This window comes from Stutzerimonas kunmingensis, assembly GCF_021432085.1.
In the GTDB taxonomy this organism is placed as follows: Bacteria; Pseudomonadota; Gammaproteobacteria; order Pseudomonadales; family Pseudomonadaceae; genus Stutzerimonas.
In genome coordinates this window covers 300,157-317,226 of the sequence record NZ_CP090366.1, presented here as the reverse complement: position 1 = coordinate 317,226, position 17,070 = coordinate 300,157, and the positions used below count along the sequence as shown (strand labels likewise).

At 62.1% G+C, this 17,070-nt stretch carries 19 protein-coding genes; 11 read left to right on the top strand and 8 right to left on the bottom strand.

Annotation, left to right across the window (positions count from 1 at the left end):
- Positions 1 to 10: 10 nt before the first annotated feature.
- The 5 genes from LW136_RS01540 to pilG form a co-directional block, all read right to left on the bottom strand.
- On the bottom strand, positions 11 to 877 hold the full coding sequence (locus LW136_RS01540) for a CheR family methyltransferase (RefSeq protein ID WP_234174511.1): 867 nt from the start codon (positions 875 to 877) through the stop codon (positions 11 to 13).
- A gap of 61 nt (positions 878 to 938) precedes the next feature.
- Positions 939 to 2,987, bottom strand: a complete 2,049-nt coding sequence (locus LW136_RS01535; RefSeq protein ID WP_234174510.1) for a methyl-accepting chemotaxis protein — start codon at positions 2,985 to 2,987, stop codon at positions 939 to 941.
- A gap of 75 nt (positions 2,988 to 3,062) precedes the next feature.
- A complete protein-coding gene (locus LW136_RS01530) occupies positions 3,063 to 3,599 on the bottom strand; it encodes a chemotaxis protein CheW (RefSeq protein ID WP_046617522.1) in 537 nt (178 codons plus the stop codon).
- 41 nt (positions 3,600 to 3,640) lie between these two features.
- A complete protein-coding gene (gene pilH, locus LW136_RS01525) occupies positions 3,641 to 4,006 on the bottom strand; it encodes a twitching motility response regulator PilH (protein WP_003303135.1) in 366 nt (121 codons plus the stop codon).
- Between the two features lie 43 nt (positions 4,007 to 4,049).
- Complete coding sequence (pilG, locus tag LW136_RS01520; RefSeq protein ID WP_003282729.1) at positions 4,050 to 4,457, bottom strand: twitching motility response regulator PilG; 408 nt, start codon at positions 4,455 to 4,457, stop codon at positions 4,050 to 4,052.
- A 236-nt stretch (positions 4,458 to 4,693) separates the two neighbouring features.
- Between pilG and gshB the strand changes: the two genes are divergently transcribed.
- From gshB to LW136_RS01485, 7 genes are all read left to right on the top strand, one after another.
- On the top strand, positions 4,694 to 5,644 hold the full coding sequence (gshB, locus tag LW136_RS01515) for a glutathione synthase (RefSeq protein ID WP_014818751.1): 951 nt from the start codon (positions 4,694 to 4,696) through the stop codon (positions 5,642 to 5,644).
- Positions 5,645 to 5,731: 87 nt separating this feature from the next.
- The gene (locus tag LW136_RS01510) at positions 5,732 to 6,625 is read left to right on the top strand and encodes an energy transducer TonB (RefSeq protein WP_234174509.1); all 894 of its coding nucleotides are present in this window, start codon (positions 5,732 to 5,734) and stop codon (positions 6,623 to 6,625) included.
- 66 nt (positions 6,626 to 6,691) lie between these two features.
- Positions 6,692 to 7,261, top strand: coding sequence for a YqgE/AlgH family protein (locus LW136_RS01505; protein WP_234174508.1), 570 nt, complete (start codon positions 6,692 to 6,694; stop codon positions 7,259 to 7,261).
- Positions 7,258 to 7,686 carry a Holliday junction resolvase RuvX gene (gene ruvX / locus LW136_RS01500; RefSeq protein ID WP_003297208.1) on the top strand — a complete coding sequence of 143 codons (429 nt, stop codon included), beginning with the start codon at positions 7,258 to 7,260 and terminating at the stop codon, positions 7,684 to 7,686. The genes LW136_RS01505 and ruvX overlap by 4 nt, the downstream gene beginning before the upstream one ends.
- 22 nt (positions 7,687 to 7,708) lie before the next feature.
- Positions 7,709 to 8,221: a bifunctional pyr operon transcriptional regulator/uracil phosphoribosyltransferase PyrR gene (pyrR, locus tag LW136_RS01495; protein WP_023446072.1), complete on the top strand. Its 513-nt coding sequence runs from the start codon at positions 7,709 to 7,711 to the stop codon at positions 8,219 to 8,221.
- Between the two features lie 47 nt (positions 8,222 to 8,268).
- On the top strand, positions 8,269 to 9,285 hold the full coding sequence (locus LW136_RS01490) for an aspartate carbamoyltransferase catalytic subunit (protein ID WP_023446073.1): 1,017 nt from the start codon (positions 8,269 to 8,271) through the stop codon (positions 9,283 to 9,285).
- Positions 9,285 to 10,559 (top strand): dihydroorotase, encoded by a 1,275-nt coding sequence (locus LW136_RS01485; protein WP_046617518.1) that lies wholly within the window; start codon positions 9,285 to 9,287, stop codon positions 10,557 to 10,559. Before LW136_RS01490 ends, LW136_RS01485 begins: the two co-directional genes overlap by 1 nt.
- Before the next feature lie 77 nt (positions 10,560 to 10,636).
- On the opposite strand, the gene LW136_RS01480 is transcribed toward LW136_RS01485, so the two are convergent.
- Positions 10,637 to 11,032 carry an NINE protein gene (locus LW136_RS01480; protein WP_003282737.1) on the bottom strand — a complete coding sequence of 132 codons (396 nt, stop codon included), beginning with the start codon at positions 11,030 to 11,032 and terminating at the stop codon, positions 10,637 to 10,639.
- 133 nt (positions 11,033 to 11,165) lie between these two features.
- On the opposite strand from LW136_RS01480, the gene LW136_RS01475 reads away from it, so the two are divergent.
- Positions 11,166 to 12,377, top strand: coding sequence for a putative DNA modification/repair radical SAM protein (locus tag LW136_RS01475; protein ID WP_102832393.1), 1,212 nt, complete (start codon positions 11,166 to 11,168; stop codon positions 12,375 to 12,377).
- Positions 12,377 to 13,213, top strand: a complete 837-nt coding sequence (locus LW136_RS01470) for a TIGR03915 family putative DNA repair protein (protein WP_234174507.1) — start codon at positions 12,377 to 12,379, stop codon at positions 13,211 to 13,213. The genes LW136_RS01475 and LW136_RS01470 overlap by 1 nt, the downstream gene beginning before the upstream one ends.
- Here the strand turns inward: LW136_RS01470 and LW136_RS01465 are convergent.
- Both LW136_RS01465 and pilT read right to left on the bottom strand, forming a co-directional pair.
- Positions 13,210 to 14,355: a PilT/PilU family type 4a pilus ATPase gene (locus LW136_RS01465; RefSeq protein ID WP_014818747.1), complete on the bottom strand. Its 1,146-nt coding sequence runs from the start codon at positions 14,353 to 14,355 to the stop codon at positions 13,210 to 13,212. The two genes, LW136_RS01470 and LW136_RS01465, sit on opposite strands and share 4 nt — an antisense overlap.
- Positions 14,356 to 14,415: 60 nt before the next feature.
- Positions 14,416 to 15,450 (bottom strand): type IV pilus twitching motility protein PilT, encoded by a 1,035-nt coding sequence (gene pilT, locus LW136_RS01460; RefSeq protein WP_003303153.1) that lies wholly within the window; start codon positions 15,448 to 15,450, stop codon positions 14,416 to 14,418.
- Positions 15,451 to 15,514: 64 nt separating this feature from the next.
- Here pilT and LW136_RS01455 point away from each other — a divergent pair, with 64 nt between their 5' ends.
- Together LW136_RS01455 and proC are read left to right on the top strand one after the other, a co-directional pair.
- Entirely contained in the window at positions 15,515 to 16,204 is a 690-nt protein-coding gene (locus tag LW136_RS01455) for a YggS family pyridoxal phosphate-dependent enzyme (RefSeq protein WP_234174506.1), read from the top strand.
- Positions 16,205 to 16,214: 10 nt separating this feature from the next.
- Entirely contained in the window at positions 16,215 to 17,039 is an 825-nt protein-coding gene (gene proC, locus LW136_RS01450; RefSeq protein WP_234174505.1) for a pyrroline-5-carboxylate reductase, read from the top strand.
- The last annotated feature ends 31 nt before the right edge of the window (positions 17,040 to 17,070 follow it).

The following is a 17,070-nucleotide window of genomic DNA, read 5'->3' as shown; positions in this document are numbered from 1 at the left end:
GCGACTCCGCTCATAAACTTTTCCGGGTAAAAGCCAGAACCTGATCGTTGGCCACCGGAAGCAATCCCGGATGCTGCCAACCGACCACTTCACCTACACCGATCACCAACAATCCCCCCGGAGCCAGGCAATCTGCCAGGCGATTGAGGATTTCTCGGCGACGCCAGCGGCGGAAATAGATCAGCAGGTTCTGACAGAAAATAACGTCCATGCTGGAAACGGGCGAGTTCGCCAGTTCCAGCACATTGAGCCTTGCAAAGCACACACGTGCGGCCAGGCCGGGAATCACTTGAAAACGATCATCGGATAGCGACAGGAAATAACGCTCACGCAACGCCGGTTCGACCTGCTCCAGCTTGCGCGCGCTGTAGATCGCTGTTCGGGACTTGGCCAGCGCGCTCAGACTGATATCCGTACCGGTGACCCCGAAGCTGCCGTCGAATTCGCGTCCCGCCAGCGCCTCGGTGGTGGCCATGGCTAGCGAGTACGTCTCTTCACCACTTGCGCAACCCACACTCCACAGCGCCAGGGGTCGCTTGATCGACTCCTGCTCCAGACGCTGGCGCAAGTAGGTTTCGAGCAGATCAAAAGAAGCGGGATGACGGAAGAAACGTGTTTCCTGAACGGTCAGCCTGTCCATGAGGGTCGACCACTCGACAGCACCACGGGGGCCGGAGGTGACCTGCCGATAGTAGCTGGCATAGTCGGGAGCACCGACCTCGCGCATGCGAGCGCTCAGATTGGTCTGCAGGAAGCTGCGCCTGCGTTCGCTGACGACCATGCCGGAGCGCTCTTCGAGGAGCGTCTGCCAGTCATGGAATTCCGCCGGCGACATATCGGCCAAGGGCTCCAATGCCCAGTCAAACCTCGGCTGCATGCCCTGCCCCTCGCTCATGATCATCGGCGGCAGCCATCAGATGACTGCCGCACTGCTCAAGTCAGGCCTGATCCGGAGCATCCGGCAGGGTAAAGCCGGAAACGGAATGGCGCATCTCGTTGGCCATCTTGGCCAAATTACCGATGCTCTTGGCCGTAGCGGTGGTACCCGACGAGGTCTGCGAGGTGATCTCCTGGATCACGTTCATGGTGTTGGAGATGTGACCGGCCGAAGAAGCCTGCTGGCGTGCCGCGTTGGAGATGTTCTGGATCAGCGCCGCAAGCGTCTTCGATACCTTTTCGATCTCTTCCAGTGCCACACCGGCGTCCTGCGCCAGACGCGCACCGCGCACCACTTCGGAGGTGGTCTGTTCCATCGAGATGACCGCCTCGTTGGTGTCGGTCTGAATGGTCTTTACCAGTGCCTCGATCTGCTTGGTCGCCGCGGAAGAGCGTTCAGCCAGGCGCTGTACTTCGTCCGCTACCACGGCGAAGCCGCGCCCTGCGTCGCCCGCCATGGATGCCTGGATCGCCGCGTTGAGTGCAAGGATGTTGGTCTGGTCGGCAATGTCGTTAATCAGGCTGACGATGTCACCGATCTCCTGGGACGACTCACCGAGACGCTTGATCCGCTTGGACGTGTCCTGGATCTGCTCGCGAATGTTGTCCATGCCGGTGATGGTGTTGTGCACCACCTCGTTGCCCTTGTTGGCAATCGCTACCGAACGTTCTGCTACCGCCGAGGATTCCGCGGCGTTGGCCGATACCTGGTCAATGGAAACCGCCATTTCGTTGATTGCAGCAGAAGCACCGGCAATTTCCTGGGCCTGGTGTTCGGAGGCCTCGGCGAGGTGCATCGCAGTCGCCTGGGTTTCCTGCGCAGCGCCCGATACCTGAACAGCGGTCTGGTTGATGGTGGCTACCAGTTCGCGCAGCTGGTCGATGGAGTAGTTGATCGAGTCGGCAATCGCACCGGTGAAGTCTTCGGTAACGGTCGCGGCCACCGTCAGGTCACCGTCTGCGAGGTCGCCGATTTCATCGAGCAGTCGCAGAATCGCAGCCTGGTTACGCTCGTTCTTCTCAGCGGTTTCGCTCAGGCGGCGGCGTGCTTCCTGAACCATTACCAGACCAATCAGGATGATCGAGGCCAGCGCAATGGCGCCCAGCACGTAACCGAGGATAGTGTTGAGATAACGGGCATCGGCGCGGCTCTGCAGGCCTTGCGACAGCGCGGAGGTCTTGTCGAGCAGGGTCTGCGAAACCTCGAAGATGCTGTTAGCCGACTCGCGCACCTGGAACAGTTCAGGCGACGTTTCGAGAATTTCGTCCACCGATCCGGATACGAACTGGAAGAGCTCAGCGATCTCCGAGAGACGATCCAGCGCCTCTTCGTCGGCCACCGCAGTGATGCCCATGGCGACGTTGCCTTCGATCATCGCATTCAGGACTCGACCGAACAGACTGGCATCACGACCGAACATATCGGCCGCCTGTACCGAGTCCTGGTCACCGGACAGCACCTTGTTCACCGAACCGAGGATACGCTCGGCCAGCAGCGACTGGCGCTGGGCAACCGAAACCTGGGCTGCTGGCGCACCACTTTCCAGCAGGATGTCGACGACCTCCTCGTACTCGACCTGGAGCTGAGGAATGGTTTCGGCGAGGGTGCTGGCTACCTGGTGAAGCGACAGGACAGTCTGCTCACTGGCCAGGATGGCGTCGGTATCGCGACGCAGCGTGTTCCAGTCCTGCTCCACCGCGTTGACTTCATCGCGCAACGATTCGGGAACCGCCGGCAGACCGATGTTCTCGTTTCCTTGCGAGAGATAGGCCCAGCGCTGGTTGAACTCGTTCCGGGCCTGCTTCAGAGACGCGAACGCCTCCTGCGTGCCGGTCGCCGCTTCCACGGCATCCTTGGCGATCTGCTGGGACAGTACGCGCAGCTCTCCTGCGTGAGCGATGTATTCGTTATCGTGATCGGCCTGAGTATTGACGTACGCGAAGTTCGCGAACAGCAGCACGATCGATACGATCAGCACGATAAACAAACCGGTGGTCAGCGTATTGCTGCGCACCCCGCTCAACAAAGCATTAGCATTCATTTTGATCATTATCCGGCCCCCGCCTGGACCCCCGTCGTTTCCATCCAAGAACCAAAAGGCCGACCTTGGTCGACCCACCTACAACTAAAACGCGACGTCCAGAAACGCCTGATGCGTAGCCAATGCGTGCGGGCTGAAGACCAGCCAGGGCTGCTCGCGCTGGAACACACCATGAATGAATGGCTGAATCGATGCCTCAATCGGAGGCAACTCCTCCGAGAAGGCTTCCACCGCGAAATGCTGCATGCCGAAGACTTCATCGACAGTCAGTCCGGCGAACACTTCCTGGTGATCCACCACCAGCACCCTGCGCTGCTTACGCAGTGCCGAAAGCTCAAGCCCGAAATACCCACAAAGATCCATCACAGGCAACAATCTGCCGCGCACGTTCGCCACGCCCTTTACCCAACTCTTGACGCCGGGAAGCAACGTATAGCGCGGCTCATGCAGGATTTCGCCAACCTCCCCCATTGGAGCGACGAACAAGCGCCCCCCCATCCGAAAGCCGATCCCTCCCCAGGTTTGCACGGCTTCCTGCTGAGAAGGCAGGCCTGCCGCGTACGTGCGGCAACGTTTATCTAGCTCCAGCAACTGCTGAAACGGCGTTTGCATGTCAGGCATGCTGGCCACGTCCCTTTGTCCGAGTGTTGGCTACCGCGGCGTCAGCCCGCCAGAACGGCATTCAGGGTCTTCAGCAATGTGGCTTCGTCCACCGGCTTGGTCAGGTAATCCTTGGCGCCTTGGCGTTTGCCCCAGACCTTATCGGTTTCCTGATCCTTGGTGGTGACGATGATCACCGGAATGTGACTGGTTTCAGAATCTTTGGTCAGTTGGCGCGTAGCCTGAAAACCATTCAGCCCGGGCATGACAATATCCATCAACACGGCATCCGGCTTTTCCTGACGAGCCAGCGCGACGCCGTCAGCGCCATTCTCTGCTTTAAGCACCACATGACCATTCTTCTCAAGCATGGCGGTGAGCTTGTACATTTCGGTCGGCGAATCATCAACAATCAGAACGCGAGCCATGATTTCTCCATAGGAAGGCTTCAGCGGCAAACAATGCCGAACTTCAGGATGCTTGCTCCACCGGTGCGAAATCAGGGACATGCGCCTTGATCGCACCGAGCAGCTCTTCTTTGCTGAACGGCTTGGTGAGGTATTGATCGGATCCGACAATACGCCCTTTGGCCTTGTCGAACAGGCCATCTTTGGAAGACAGCATGATCACCGGCGTCGACTTGAAGGAACTGTTGTTCTTGATCAACGCACAGGTCTGATAACCGTCCAGCCTGGGCATCATAATATCGACAAAGATGATGCGGGGATGAGTATCCGCAATCTTGGCGAGCGCATCGAAACCGTCCACAGCGGTGATGACATCGCAACCTACTTTCTTCAGCAGGGTTTCAGCAGTGCGACGAATCGTTTTCGAATCGTCGATCACCATGACCTTCAAGCCCTCGGAGTGCTGTTCCATTTCGCCCTACCATCGCCTCGGTGAGTCGTAGTTTATCGTTATGTCAGTGCGCCGGAGGCCCTGCCACCGATGGGCTGCACCCAATCGCCGGACCTTTTTAGCACACTCCTCATGCACACGCTATCAACCGGAAAAGCATCCGGATTTTCCTTGACCCAGTGCACAACCACAGCCAATCTGCAGCGACATTTTGAGCCACTGGCGGCGCTTCGCCGCCCATTGCCGGAGAACACCCCATGACCGTTCGCGTCGGGATCATCATGGACCCTATCGCGCAGATCGCCTTCAAGAAGGACAGCTCGCTGGCCATGCTGCTGGCTGCCCAGGCGCGAGGCTGGACACTGTTCTACATGGAGCAGCGCGACCTATATCAGCTCGGCAATCAGGCCCGGGCGCGCATGTGCCCGCTGCGGGTATTCAACGACCCACAACATTGGTTCGAGAAGGATGGGGAGGTCGATGCGGCCCTGACTGATCTGGACGTGATCCTCATGCGCAAGGACCCGCCTTTCAACAGCGAGTATGTCTACGCAACCTATCTGCTGGAACTGGCGGAAAAGGCCGGAACGCTGGTGGTCAATCGACCGCAGAGCCTGCGCGACTGCAACGAGAAGTTCTTCGCCACCCAGTTTCCACAATGCACCCCGCCGACACTGGTCAGTCGGCGCTCGGACATTCTCCGCGAGTTCGCCCGCGAGCACCGTGACATCATTCTCAAACCCCTCGACGAGATGGGCGGAGCATCGATCTTTCGTCATCGCGAGGGCGACCCGAATCTGTCGGTTATTCTCGAGGTTCTGACCGAGCATGGCAGCCGCCAAATCATGGCGCAGCGATACATTCCCGCGATCAAGGACGGCGACAAGCGCATCCTGATGATCGATGGCGAGCCGATCCCCTATTGCCTGGCGCGAATCCCCGCCGCTGGCGAGACGCGCGGCAATCTGGCCGCGGGTGGTCGCGGCGTGGCACAGCCGCTGTCGGATCGCGACCGCGAGATTGCAGCGATCGTCGGCCCGGAACTACGCAAGCGCGGCTTGCTGTTTGTCGGCCTGGATGTGATCGGCGACTACCTCACCGAAATCAACATCACCAGCCCGACCTGCATCCGCGAAATCGACAATGCCTTTGATACCCGCATCGGCGAACGGCTCATGGACGCGATTGCGGCGAAGCTGCAAGGTTGAACCAGCTAACAGCTTTGAGCTTGGAGCTTGCGACTCCAAGCTCAAAGCCGGCAGACTGCGCGGCACTTCGAGCCGACCCGACCTGCGATGAACGCCGCTATCCGCCATCCCGCGCCTGAAACCACCCGAGTCCGCCCGGCGGACAGGCTCGGCTTCACGCTTTTTCTGGCTACCGCATTGCATCTGGCCTTGATTCTCGGGCTTGGCTTTACCCTCTCTGAGCCGAAGCAGATCAGCAAGACGCTGGAAATCACCCTGTCGACCTTCAAAAGCGAAGAGAAGCCCAAGGAAGCGGACTTCCTCGCCCAAGACAATCAGCAGGGCAGCGGCACGCTGGAGCACAAGGCCACGCCGAAAACCACCGAGCAAGCGCAGTTCCAGGATACCGAGGTACGCAAGGTGACCCCACCAGCAGCACCGCCTCGCAGCACCCGGCCGGAACCGGCGAAGACCGTCGTCACCACTCGCAGCCCACAGCGCGAAAAGGCCGACGTCAAGCAACAGACGCCACCGCAGCCCGAGCCGCAAGCAGCGCCGGCATTCGACAGCTCACAATTGAGCGCGGAGATCGCCAGCCTCGAAGCCGAGCTGGCACAAGAGGTCGAGCGCTATGCCAAGCGCCCCAGGGTCAGCCGACAGAACAGCGCCGCCACCATGCGCGACATCAGTGCCTGGTATCGCGACGAATGGCGCAAGAAGGTCGAGCGCATCGGCAACCTCAACTATCCCGATGAGGCCCGCCGCCAGCAGATCTACGGCAGCCTGCGCATGCTGGTGACCATCAACCGCGACGGCACCATCCAGGAGCTGCGCGTGATCGAGTCATCCGGCAAGCCGGTGCTGGACGATGCCGCGCTGCGCATCGTGCGACTGGCAGCGCCTTTTGCGCCCTTCACCGGCGAACTGGCGCAGAAGTTCGACCAGGTGGAGATCATCCGCACCTGGCGTTTCGAGCGCGGCGACAGGCTTTCGAGTCGCTGAAATCGGCAGCCGGGCGAACCGTCGCACCTGTAGCCGGAACGCGGTGCAACGCTTAAGCTAACGCGCATGAAAAGCACCGCGCCCAGCTACCTCAAGCATCACTTCCTGATCGCCATGCCGCAGATGGGCGATCCGAACTTTGCCCAGACGCTGATCTACCTGATCGAACACGGCGCAGAAGGCGCCATGGGCCTGATCGTCAATCGCCCGAGCGGGCTGAGCCTGGCTGATGTGCTGGAGCAGCTGCGCCCGGACGAGCCGATCCCCCCACTCTGCCAGAGCCTGCCGATATTCTCCGGCGGCCCAGTGCAAACCGATCGCGGCTTCGTTCTGCATTCACCCGACCAGCAATTCCAGGCCACCCTCCCCCTCGGCCCGCTGGGCATGTCCACATCGCAGGACGTCCTGTTCGCCATTGCGGACGGCCAGGGGCCTGCCCGGCACTTCGTGGCCCTCGGTTATGCCGGCTGGGAAGCGGGACAGCTGGAAGCCGAACTGGCCGACAATGCCTGGCTCAGCTGCCCCGCGGATACCGAGATCCTATTCGACCTACCTTATGACCAACGCCTGAACGCCGCGGCAGCATCACTCGGCGTCGACCTGCGCCTGCTCAGCACCCAGGTCGGCCACGCATGAGTGCGCCGCGACTGCTGCTCGGCTTCGACTACGGCACCAAGCAGATCGGCGTCGCTGTCGGCCAGGTCATTACTGGGCAAGCACGTGAACTCTGCGTACTCAAGGCGCAGAACGGCGTGCCGGACTGGCAACAGATCGAAGCGCTGATGCGCGAATGGCAGCCCGATGCGCTGGTCGTCGGCCTGCCGCTGAACATGGACGGCACGCCCAGCGACATGAGTGCCCGGGCGGAAAAGTTCGCCCGCCGACTCAACGGTCGCTTCAACCTGCCGGTGCACACTCACGACGAACGCCTGACCACGTTCGAAGCCAAAGGCGAGCGTCTGCGCCAGGGCCAGCACGGCGGCTATCGCGATCGCCCGGTGGATGCCCTGGCCGCAGCCCTATTACTGGAAGGCTGGCTGAGCGATCACCCTGCCGCCTGATCCAGACCTGTAAGGAGACTCCATGATTCTGCCCAATCCCGAACAGCTGCTGCCCGAGATGGTCGCCACACTGAAGCAACACCTGATTGATCGCGACATCCAGGAGCCGCGCTTCATCGGTATCCGTACCGGCGGCGTCTGGGTGGCCCAGGCGCTGCTCGCAGCCCGCGCGCAAAACGAACCGCTCGGCATTCTCGACGTGTCCTTCTATCGCGACGACTTCACCCAGAAGGGCCTGCACCCGCAGGTGCAGCCGTCGGAACTGCCTTTCGAGATCGAAGGCCAGCACCTGGTGCTGATCGATGACGTGCTGATGACCGGCCGCACCATCCGCGCCGCGCTCAATGAGCTGTTCGACTACGGTCGTCCTGCCAGCGTAACGCTGGTCTGCCTGCTCGACCTGAACGCGCGTGAGCTGCCGATTCGCCCTGACGTGGTCGGCGCCACCCTGTCGCTGGCGCCCGAGCAACGCATCAAGCTGATCGGACCGGAGCCATTGGCCCTCGAACAACAGATGGAAACCAGCGGCTCCTGAGCGAGCCGGCAAGTCCGCCCCACAGCCCCGCCAACCGAGATCCTGCGATGACGCCCACCGACGCCAAGCGCCCGCTACAGTTGAACGACCAAGGCCAGCTGCGCCATTTTCTCTCCCTCGACGGCCTGCCGCGCGAGTTGCTCACCGAGATCCTGGACACTGCCGATTCATTCCTCGAAGTCGGCGCCCGGGCGGTGAAGAAGGTTCCACTGCTGCGCGGCAAAACCGTCTGCAACGTGTTCTTCGAGAACTCCACGCGCACCCGCACGACCTTCGAACTGGCGGCGCAGCGGTTGTCGGCAGACGTCATCACGCTGAACGTCTCGACCTCCTCCACGAGCAAGGGCGAGACCCTGACCGACACGCTGCGCAACCTGGAAGCCATGGCCGCGGACATGTTCGTGGTGCGCCACGCCGACTCCGGCGCCGCCCATTTCATCGCCGAGCACGTCAGCCCGGAGGTCGCGGTGATCAATGGCGGCGACGGGCGCCATGCGCACCCGACCCAGGGCATGCTCGACATGCTTACCATCCGCCGCCACAAAGGCGGCTTCGAGAACCTCTCGGTCGCCATCGTTGGTGACATTCTGCATTCGCGGGTAGCGCGCTCGAACATGCTGGCGCTGAAGACGCTGGGCTGCCCGGACATCCGCGTGATCGCACCGAAAACCCTGCTGCCCGAGGGCATCGAGCAGTACGGTGTGCGCGTGTTCAACGACATGAACGAGGGGCTGCGCGATGTCGACGTGGTGATCATGCTGCGCCTGCAGCGCGAGCGCATGCAGGGCGGCCTGCTTCCCAGCGAAGGGGAGTTCTACAAACTCTACGGTCTGAACACCCAGCGTCTCGCACTGGCCAAGCCCGACGCCATCGTCATGCACCCGGGCCCGATCAACCGCGGCGTGGAGATCGAGTCGGCGGTGGCCGACGGCCCGCAATCGGTGATCCTCAATCAGGTCACCTATGGCATCGCCATTCGCATGGCCGTGCTGTCCATGGCGATGAGCGGCCAGGCGGCCCAGCGCCAGATCGATTCTGAATCCGTATCCGAGGAGCAGCAGTGATGGTGGCAACCCGAATCCTCGGCGCACACGTGATCGACCCCGTCAGCGGGCGCAACGAAATCGCCGATATCTACCTACAGCACAACAAGATCGCCGCCATCGGCCAGGCGCCAGCCGGCTTCGAAGCACAACAGACAATCGACGCACAGGGTCTGACCGCCGCACCCGGCCTGGTCGATCTTGCAGTAGCCCTGCGCGAGCCCGGCTACAGCCGTAAAGGCAGCATTGCCAGCGAAACCCTGGCGGCCGCAGCCGGCGGCATCACCAGCCTGTGCTGCCCGCCGCAGACGCGCCCGGTGCTGGATACCGCGGCAGTGACCGAACTGATCCTCGATCGCGCCCGTGAGTCGGGCCATGCCAAGGTGTTCCCCATCGGCGCGCTGACGCGCAACCTGGCCGGTGAGCAGCTTTCCGAGCTGGTCGCGTTGCGTGAAGCCGGGTGTGTCGCGTTCGGCAACGGCCTTACCGAATTTGCCAGCAATCGCAACCTGCGCCGTGCGCTGGAATACGCCGCCACCTTCGATCTGACGGTGATCTTCCACTCCCAGGACCGCGACCTGGCCGAAGGCGGGCTTGCCCACGAAGGAGCCGCCGCCAGTTTCCTCGGCCTGTCGGGGATTCCGGAGACTGCCGAAACCGTGGCACTGGCGCGCAATCTGCTGCTAGTCGAGCGCTCCGGCGTTCGCGCGCATTTCGCCCAACTGACCAGCGCCCGTGGCGCGGAAATGATTGCCCAGGCACAGGCTCGTGGCCTGCCGGTGACGGCCGACGTGGCCATGTATCAGCTGATCCTCACCGATGAAGCGCTGCACGGTTTCTCCAGCCTGTATCACGTGCAGCCGCCACTGCGCAGCGCAGCGGATCGCGATGGCCTGCGTGAGGCGGTGAAGGCGGGCGTCATCTCGGCGATTTCCAGTCATCACCAACCACACGAGGCCGATGCCAAACTGGCCCCGTTCGGCGAAACCGAACCGGGTATCAGCAGTGCCGAAATTCTGCTGCCACTGGCGCTGACATTGGTGGACGACGGCTTGCTCGATCTGCCGACCCTGCTGGCGCGCCTGACCAGCGGGCCCGCTACAGCACTACGCCTGCCGACCAGCACCCTGCAAGCTGGCCAACCTGCGGACCTGGTGCTGTTCGATCAACACAGTTCGACCCTGGTCGGCGAGCGCTGGTATTCCAAAGGTCGTAACTGCCCGTTCATGGGCCACTGCCTGCCGGGCGCGGTACGCTACACCATCGTCGACGGCCACATCAGCTTCGAAGGCTGATGCGAAAGATCTGCGCAGGCTGGACATCAACCCGTCCACGCCTGCCAGACTTCTAAAGCGTTTCCTGCCCTACTCGTTCAGCTCCGCGCCAGATTGCGCTCGGATATCTGCGAGTTCAGCGTCCAGAAGTCGTAAAGCACACCGATAAAGAACAAGCCACCGGTGAACAGGTAAAGGATTCCTGTGATCCACTTACCCTGATACATGCGGTGTACACCGAATACGCCGAGAAAGGTCAGCAGTATCCAGCCGACCGTATAGTCGATGGGCCCCGGCTGGAAGCGCATGTCCGCTTCACGATCCATCGATGGGATCAGAAACAGGTCGATGATCCAGCCGACAAAGAACAGGCCGAGGGTAAAGAACCAGATGGTGCCGGTGATGGGCTTGCCGTAGTAGAAGCGGTGGGAGCCGAGAAAACCGAATATCCACAGGAGATAGCCGATCAGCGTGCTATGGGTGTTCTGCTGCATCCGAACCTCGATGTGCGATTGATGAGTGGCGTCCAGCTTATCCGATAATGCGCCTGAACCGCCCCGCCAGACGGACCTTGTCGCCATGCGCAACCGTGATACTGTATATGCAAACAGTATCACGGCCACCATGATGCAATTGATCGACAAACTCAGTGTGCTCGCCGACGCGGCCAAGTACGACGTTTCCTGTGCCAGCAGCGGCGCGCCGAAGCGCAGCTCGAAGGGCAAGAGCGGACTCGGCGCCACCAATGGCATGGGCATCTGCCACAGCTTCACGCCGGATGGGCGCTGCGTGGCGCTGCTGAAGATCCTGCTGACCAACTTCTGCCTGTACGACTGCCAGTACTGCGTCAATCGCCGCTCCAGCGATGTGCCGCGGGCGCGCTTCACGCCGGAAGAAGTGGTCAGCCTGACGCTCGACTTCTACCGACGCAACTGCATCAGCGGCCTGTTCCTCAGCTCCGGCATCATCCGCTCGGCGGACTACACCATGGAACAGCTGGTGCGGGTCGCCAGGCTTCTGCGTGAGGAGCACGAGTTTCGCGGCTACATCCACCTCAAGACCATTCCCGACGCCGACCCTCTGCTGATCGCCGAAGCCGGCCGCTATGCCGACCGGCTCAGCGTGAACATCGAACTGCCGACCGAAACCAGTCTGATCCGCTTGGCACCGGAAAAGCAGGTGGTGACCATCAAACAGGCCATGCACACCATCCACCAGGGCGAAACCGAGGCCAGCGCCGAGCGGCGGGCGCCGCGCTTCGCACCCGCCGGGCAGAGCACGCAGATGATCGTTGGCGCCGACAACACCGACGACAGCACCATATTGCACACCGCCCAATCGTTGTACGGCAGCTATCGACTGCGCCGGGTCTACTACTCGGCCTTCAGCCCGATTCCGCACAGCCCCAACACCGTGCCTTTCGCGGCACCACCGCTGATGCGCGAGCATCGCCTGTATCAGGCCGACTTCCTCATGCGTGGCTACGGCTTCAAGGCCGACGAACTGCTCAGCGGGCCAGGCAACCTCGCGCTGGATATCGATCCGAAGCTGGCCTGGGCGCTGGCGCACCGCGACCAGTTTCCGGTGGACCTCAACCGCGCCGAACCGACGATGATCGCCCGCATTCCCGGAATCGGCATGCTCAGCGCGAAACGCCTGGTGGATCTGCGCCGGCAGAAGCGCATCCGCTTCGAGGATCTGACCCGTCTGCGCTGCTCGCTCGAGAAAGCCAAACCCTTCGTCATCACTCAGGATTACCGGCCAAGCCTGGCAGGGCAGGAGTCGGCCATGCTGCGCCAGCATCTGCGCGACACGCCCGCACAACTGGCGCTCTGGTAATGGTTACGGTGCGTTTCGATGGAAGTTTCCAGGAGTGGCGAGTTCGGGCTCGCGCGCTACTGCAGAGCCGCGTCGCGCCACATGAGCTGAACTGGGCCAGCGACGATGAATCGACTGGGCTATTCGACGATCCCTCGCCGGCACCTTCAACGGAAGGCGGACCGCGCATTCGCGTCCCCCGACAACTGCTGGACGAACTCGAAATGGCCGCGCGCTATCGCACCGAGCAGCGCTGGAGCCTGCTGTATCGCGTGCTCTGGCGGGTCACCCAGGGTGATTCGAGTGCGCGAATGGTCGGCGACATTGATGGCAGCGAACTGCATGGTCGAATCAAGGCAGTCCGACGTGAGGCCCACCATCTGCATGCCTTTCTTCGCTTCAGCCCACTGCAGACCAGTGATGGACCACAGCACGTCGCCTGGTTCGAACCTGCGCACAACGTACTGCCCTGGGCGGCGGGACACTTCGCCGAACGGATGGGCGGCAACAGCTGGCTGATCGCGACGCCGGAAGAAGGGGTTTGCTGGGATGGCCAAGACATGTACTACATCCGCCCCTGCCCGCCACAGTGGCGGCAGCTGGCGCAGAACGCAGCGGACCCCGGCGGCGAGCTATGGAAGGCGTATTACGAAAGCACGTTCAACCCGGCCCGGCTGAACCGCGGCGTACTGGAAAGCAACCTGCCTGTGCGCTTCTGGAAGAATCTGCCCGAAGGCATGTTGATCCCGCAGTTGATGAGCCGCGCGCGCGCCGGTGCGCAGCGTGACGGCCAAGCCGAGCGCGTCGCCGCGAGAAGCGGAAAGCGCATCGGCCGGGATGCAAAACAGGCCGACTAGCGGAAGCTGCGGCCTGGATCGTCGTCACTGACCTCAAGGCTCAGGCCCTGGGACACGCTGGTCAGATGCTCGCCATCGGTTTCCGATCCCAGCTTGATCAGCAGACGCAGGTCGTTGGCCGAATCGGCGTGCAGCAACGCATCTTCGTAGGTGATTTCACCCTGCACATAGAGGTTGTACAGCGCCTGGTCGAAGGTCTGCATGCCCAGCTCGGTGGAGCGCTTCATCAGCGACTTGAGCTCATGCACCTCGCCCTTGCGGATCAGGTCGGCCGCCAGCGGCGTATTGATCAGCACCTCGATCACCGCACGACGCCCCTTGCCATCAGGTGTCGGCACCAGCTGCTGGGCGACGATGGCCTTAAGGTTGAGCGACAGATCCATCCACACCTGGTTGTGACGGTCGGGCGGGAAGAAGTTGATGATGCGGTCCAGCGCCTGGTTGGCGTTGTTGGCGTGCAGGGTCGCCAGGCACAGGTGACCGGTTTCGGCAAAGGCCACGGCGTAGTCCATGGTTTCACGGGTACGGATCTCGCCGATGAGGATCACGTCCGGCGCCTGGCGCAAGGTGTTCTTCAGCGCTACTTCGAACGAGCTGGTGTCGATACCGACCTCGCGCTGGGTAACGATGCAGTTCTGATGCTGGTGGATGAATTCGATCGGGTCTTCGATGGAGATGATGTGCCCGCTGGAATTCTTGTTGCGGTAGCCGATCATCGAAGCCAATGAGGTCGACTTGCCGGTACCGGTGGCCCCGACGAACAGCACCAGCCCGCGCTTGGTCATCGACAGCTTCTTGAGGACGTCCGGCAGCTTGAGTTCTTCGATGGTCGGAATGTTGGTTTCGATACGCCGCAGCACCATGCCAGCGAGATTGCGCTGGTAGAACGCACTGACCCGGAAACGGCCGATACCACGAGCGCTGATGGCGAAGTTGCACTCATGGTTCTCGGTGAACTCGCGGCGCTGCTGCTCGTTCATAACGCCGTGCACGGTCTCGCGGGTCATTTCCGGCGACATCGCCGTCTTGCTGACCGGCATGATCTTGCCGTTGACCTTCATCGAAGGCGGCACGCCTGCCGTGATGAACAGATCGGAGCCGCCCTTTTCCACCATCAGGCGCAGAAGTTTCTCGAATTCCATCGTCGTACTCGCAATCGTGGCAAGCGCCGCATCGGGCGGCGCCCGGTAGTTGTCAGGCGTTTAGAAGTTCTCTGGCTGCTTGGCCTTTTCCTTGGCACTGTCTCGCGAGATCAGCCCTTTGGCGAGCAGCCCCTTGAGGCACGAGTCGAGGGTCTGCATGCCCAGCGAGCCGCCGGTCTGGATCGAGGAATACATCTGCGCCACCTTGTCCTCGCGAATCAGGTTACGGATCGCCGGCGTACCGATCATGATCTCGTGGGCCGCGACACGGCCGCCGCCAACCTTCTTCAGCAGGGTCTGCGAGATCACCGCCTGCAGCGATTCGGAGAGCATCGAACGGACCATGGACTTTTCTTCGGCCGGGAACACGTCGACCACGCGGTCGATGGTCTTGGCGGCGGAGGTGGTGTGCAGGGTGCCGAACACCAGGTGACCGGTTTCCGCAGCGGTCAGCGCCAGGCGGATGGTTTCCAGGTCGCGCATTTCGCCGACGAGAATGATGTCCGGGTCTTCACGCAGTGCCGAACGCAGTGCCTCGGAGAAGCCCAGGGTGTCACGATGGACCTCGCGCTGGTTGACCAGACACTTCTTCGATTCGTGAACGAATTCGATGGGGTCCTCGATGGTAAGGATGTGGTGGTACTTGGTGTTGTTCAGGTAATCAAGCATCGCCGCCAGGGTGGTCGACTTGCCCGAGCCGGTCGGTCCGGTGACCAGCACCAGCCCGCGCGGCACATCGGTGATCTTGCGGAACACCTCGCCCATCCCCAGGTCTTCCATGGTCAGCACCTTGGAAGGAATGGTCCGGAACACCGCGCCGGAACCGCGATTCTGGTTGAACGCGTTGACGCGAAAACGCGCCACGCCCGGCACTTCGAACGAGAAGTCGGTTTCCAGGAATTCCTCGAAATCCTTGCGCTGCTTGTCGTTCATGATGTCGTAGATCAGCGCATGCACCTGCTTGTGGTCCATGGCCGGCAGGTTGATTCGCCGCACGTCGCCATCGACGCGGATCATCGGCGGCAGGCCGGCGGAAAGGTGCAAATCCGACGCACCCTGCTTGGCGCTGAAGGCCAGCAGTTCTGTGATATCCATGGGACTCCCCAATTACAAGCAAGCAGGTAGAATGCCGCGCAGACCCAAGGCGGCGGCGCAAGTAATGTCCACGATAGAGAAGAATATTGCAAAGGTCGCAGCGCGCATCCGTGAGGCGGCGCAAGCTGTGGGACGCGACCCTGCTTCGGTCGGCCTGCTGGCGGTGAGCAAGACCCAGCCGGCCGCCACCATTCGCGAGGCCGCCGAAGCCGGCATGCGCGATTTCGGCGAGAACTATCTGCAGGAAGCGCTGGACAAGCAGGGCGAGCTGAGCGAGCTGCCGCTGACCTGGCACTTCATCGGACCGATCCAGTCGAACAAGACCAAATCCATCGCCGAACACTTCGACTGGGTGCACTCGGTGGATCGCCTGAAGATCGCCCAGCGCCTGTCCGATCAACGTCCAGCCGAACTGCCGCCGCTGAATATATGCCTGCAGGTGAATGTCAGCGGTGAGGCGAGCAAATCCGGCTGCGCGCCAGAGGAACTGCCACAGCTGGCACAGGCTGTCGCCGCGATGCCGCGTCTGCGCCTGCGTGGACTGATGTGCATTCCCGCACCGAGCGAAGACCCCGCCGAGCAGCGCGCCGCCTTTGCCCGCCTGCGCGCATTGCGCGATGAACTGCCACTGACACTGGATACGCTGTCCATGGGCATGAGCCAGGACCTCGAAGCGGCAATTGCCGAAGGCGCGACCTGGGTCCGCATCGGCACCGCACTGTTCGGCGCCCGCGACTACGGACGCCCTCAATAAAGGAATCGCTATGACCTCACCCCGCATCGCCTTCATCGGCGCCGGCAACATGGCTGCCAGCCTGATCGGCGGGCTGCGCGCCAAGGGCGTCGCAGCGGACGCCATTCGCGCCAGCGATCCAGGCGCCGAGCAGCGCGCGAAAATCAGCGCCGAGCACGGCATCCAGACGTTCGCGCAGAACGCCGATGCATTGGCCGGCGCCGATGTGGTGGTGCTGTCGGTCAAGCCGCAGGTCATGCAGGCGGTCTGTCAGGATCTGACTCCTCATCTGGCCCACGCCCCCCTGATCGTCTCGATCGCCGCCGGCATCAGCTGCGACAGCCTGCAGCGCTGGCTGGGCCCGCGCCCTCAGGCAATCGTGCGTTGCATGCCCAACACGCCGGCCTTGCTGCGCCAGGGCGTCAGCGGCCTGTTCGCCAATACCCAGGTCAGCGACACGCAGAAGCAGCAGGCCGAGCAACTGCTGTCGGCCGTCGGTATCGCGCTATGGCTCGAAGAAGAGCGCCTGATCGATGCGGTAACCGCCGTTTCCGGTAGCGGTCCTGCCTATTTCTTCCTGCTGATCGAAGCGATGACGGCTGCCGGACAGCAGCTCGGCCTGCCCCGCGAGACCGCCGCGCAACTGACCATGCAGACCGCGCTGGGCGCAGCTCGCATGGCTTGCGAAAGCGACGTCGATGCCGCCGAACTGCGGCGTCGCGTCACCTCGCCGAACGGAACCACCGAAGCGGCGATCAAAGCCTTCCAGGCGGGCGGCTTCGAGCAACTGGTGCAGCAGGCGTTGAACGCGGCCGCACAACGCTCGGCCGAACTGGCCGAACAACTGGGTCAATAGGTCTGTTGACGCTTCGTTCGCGACGAAACAA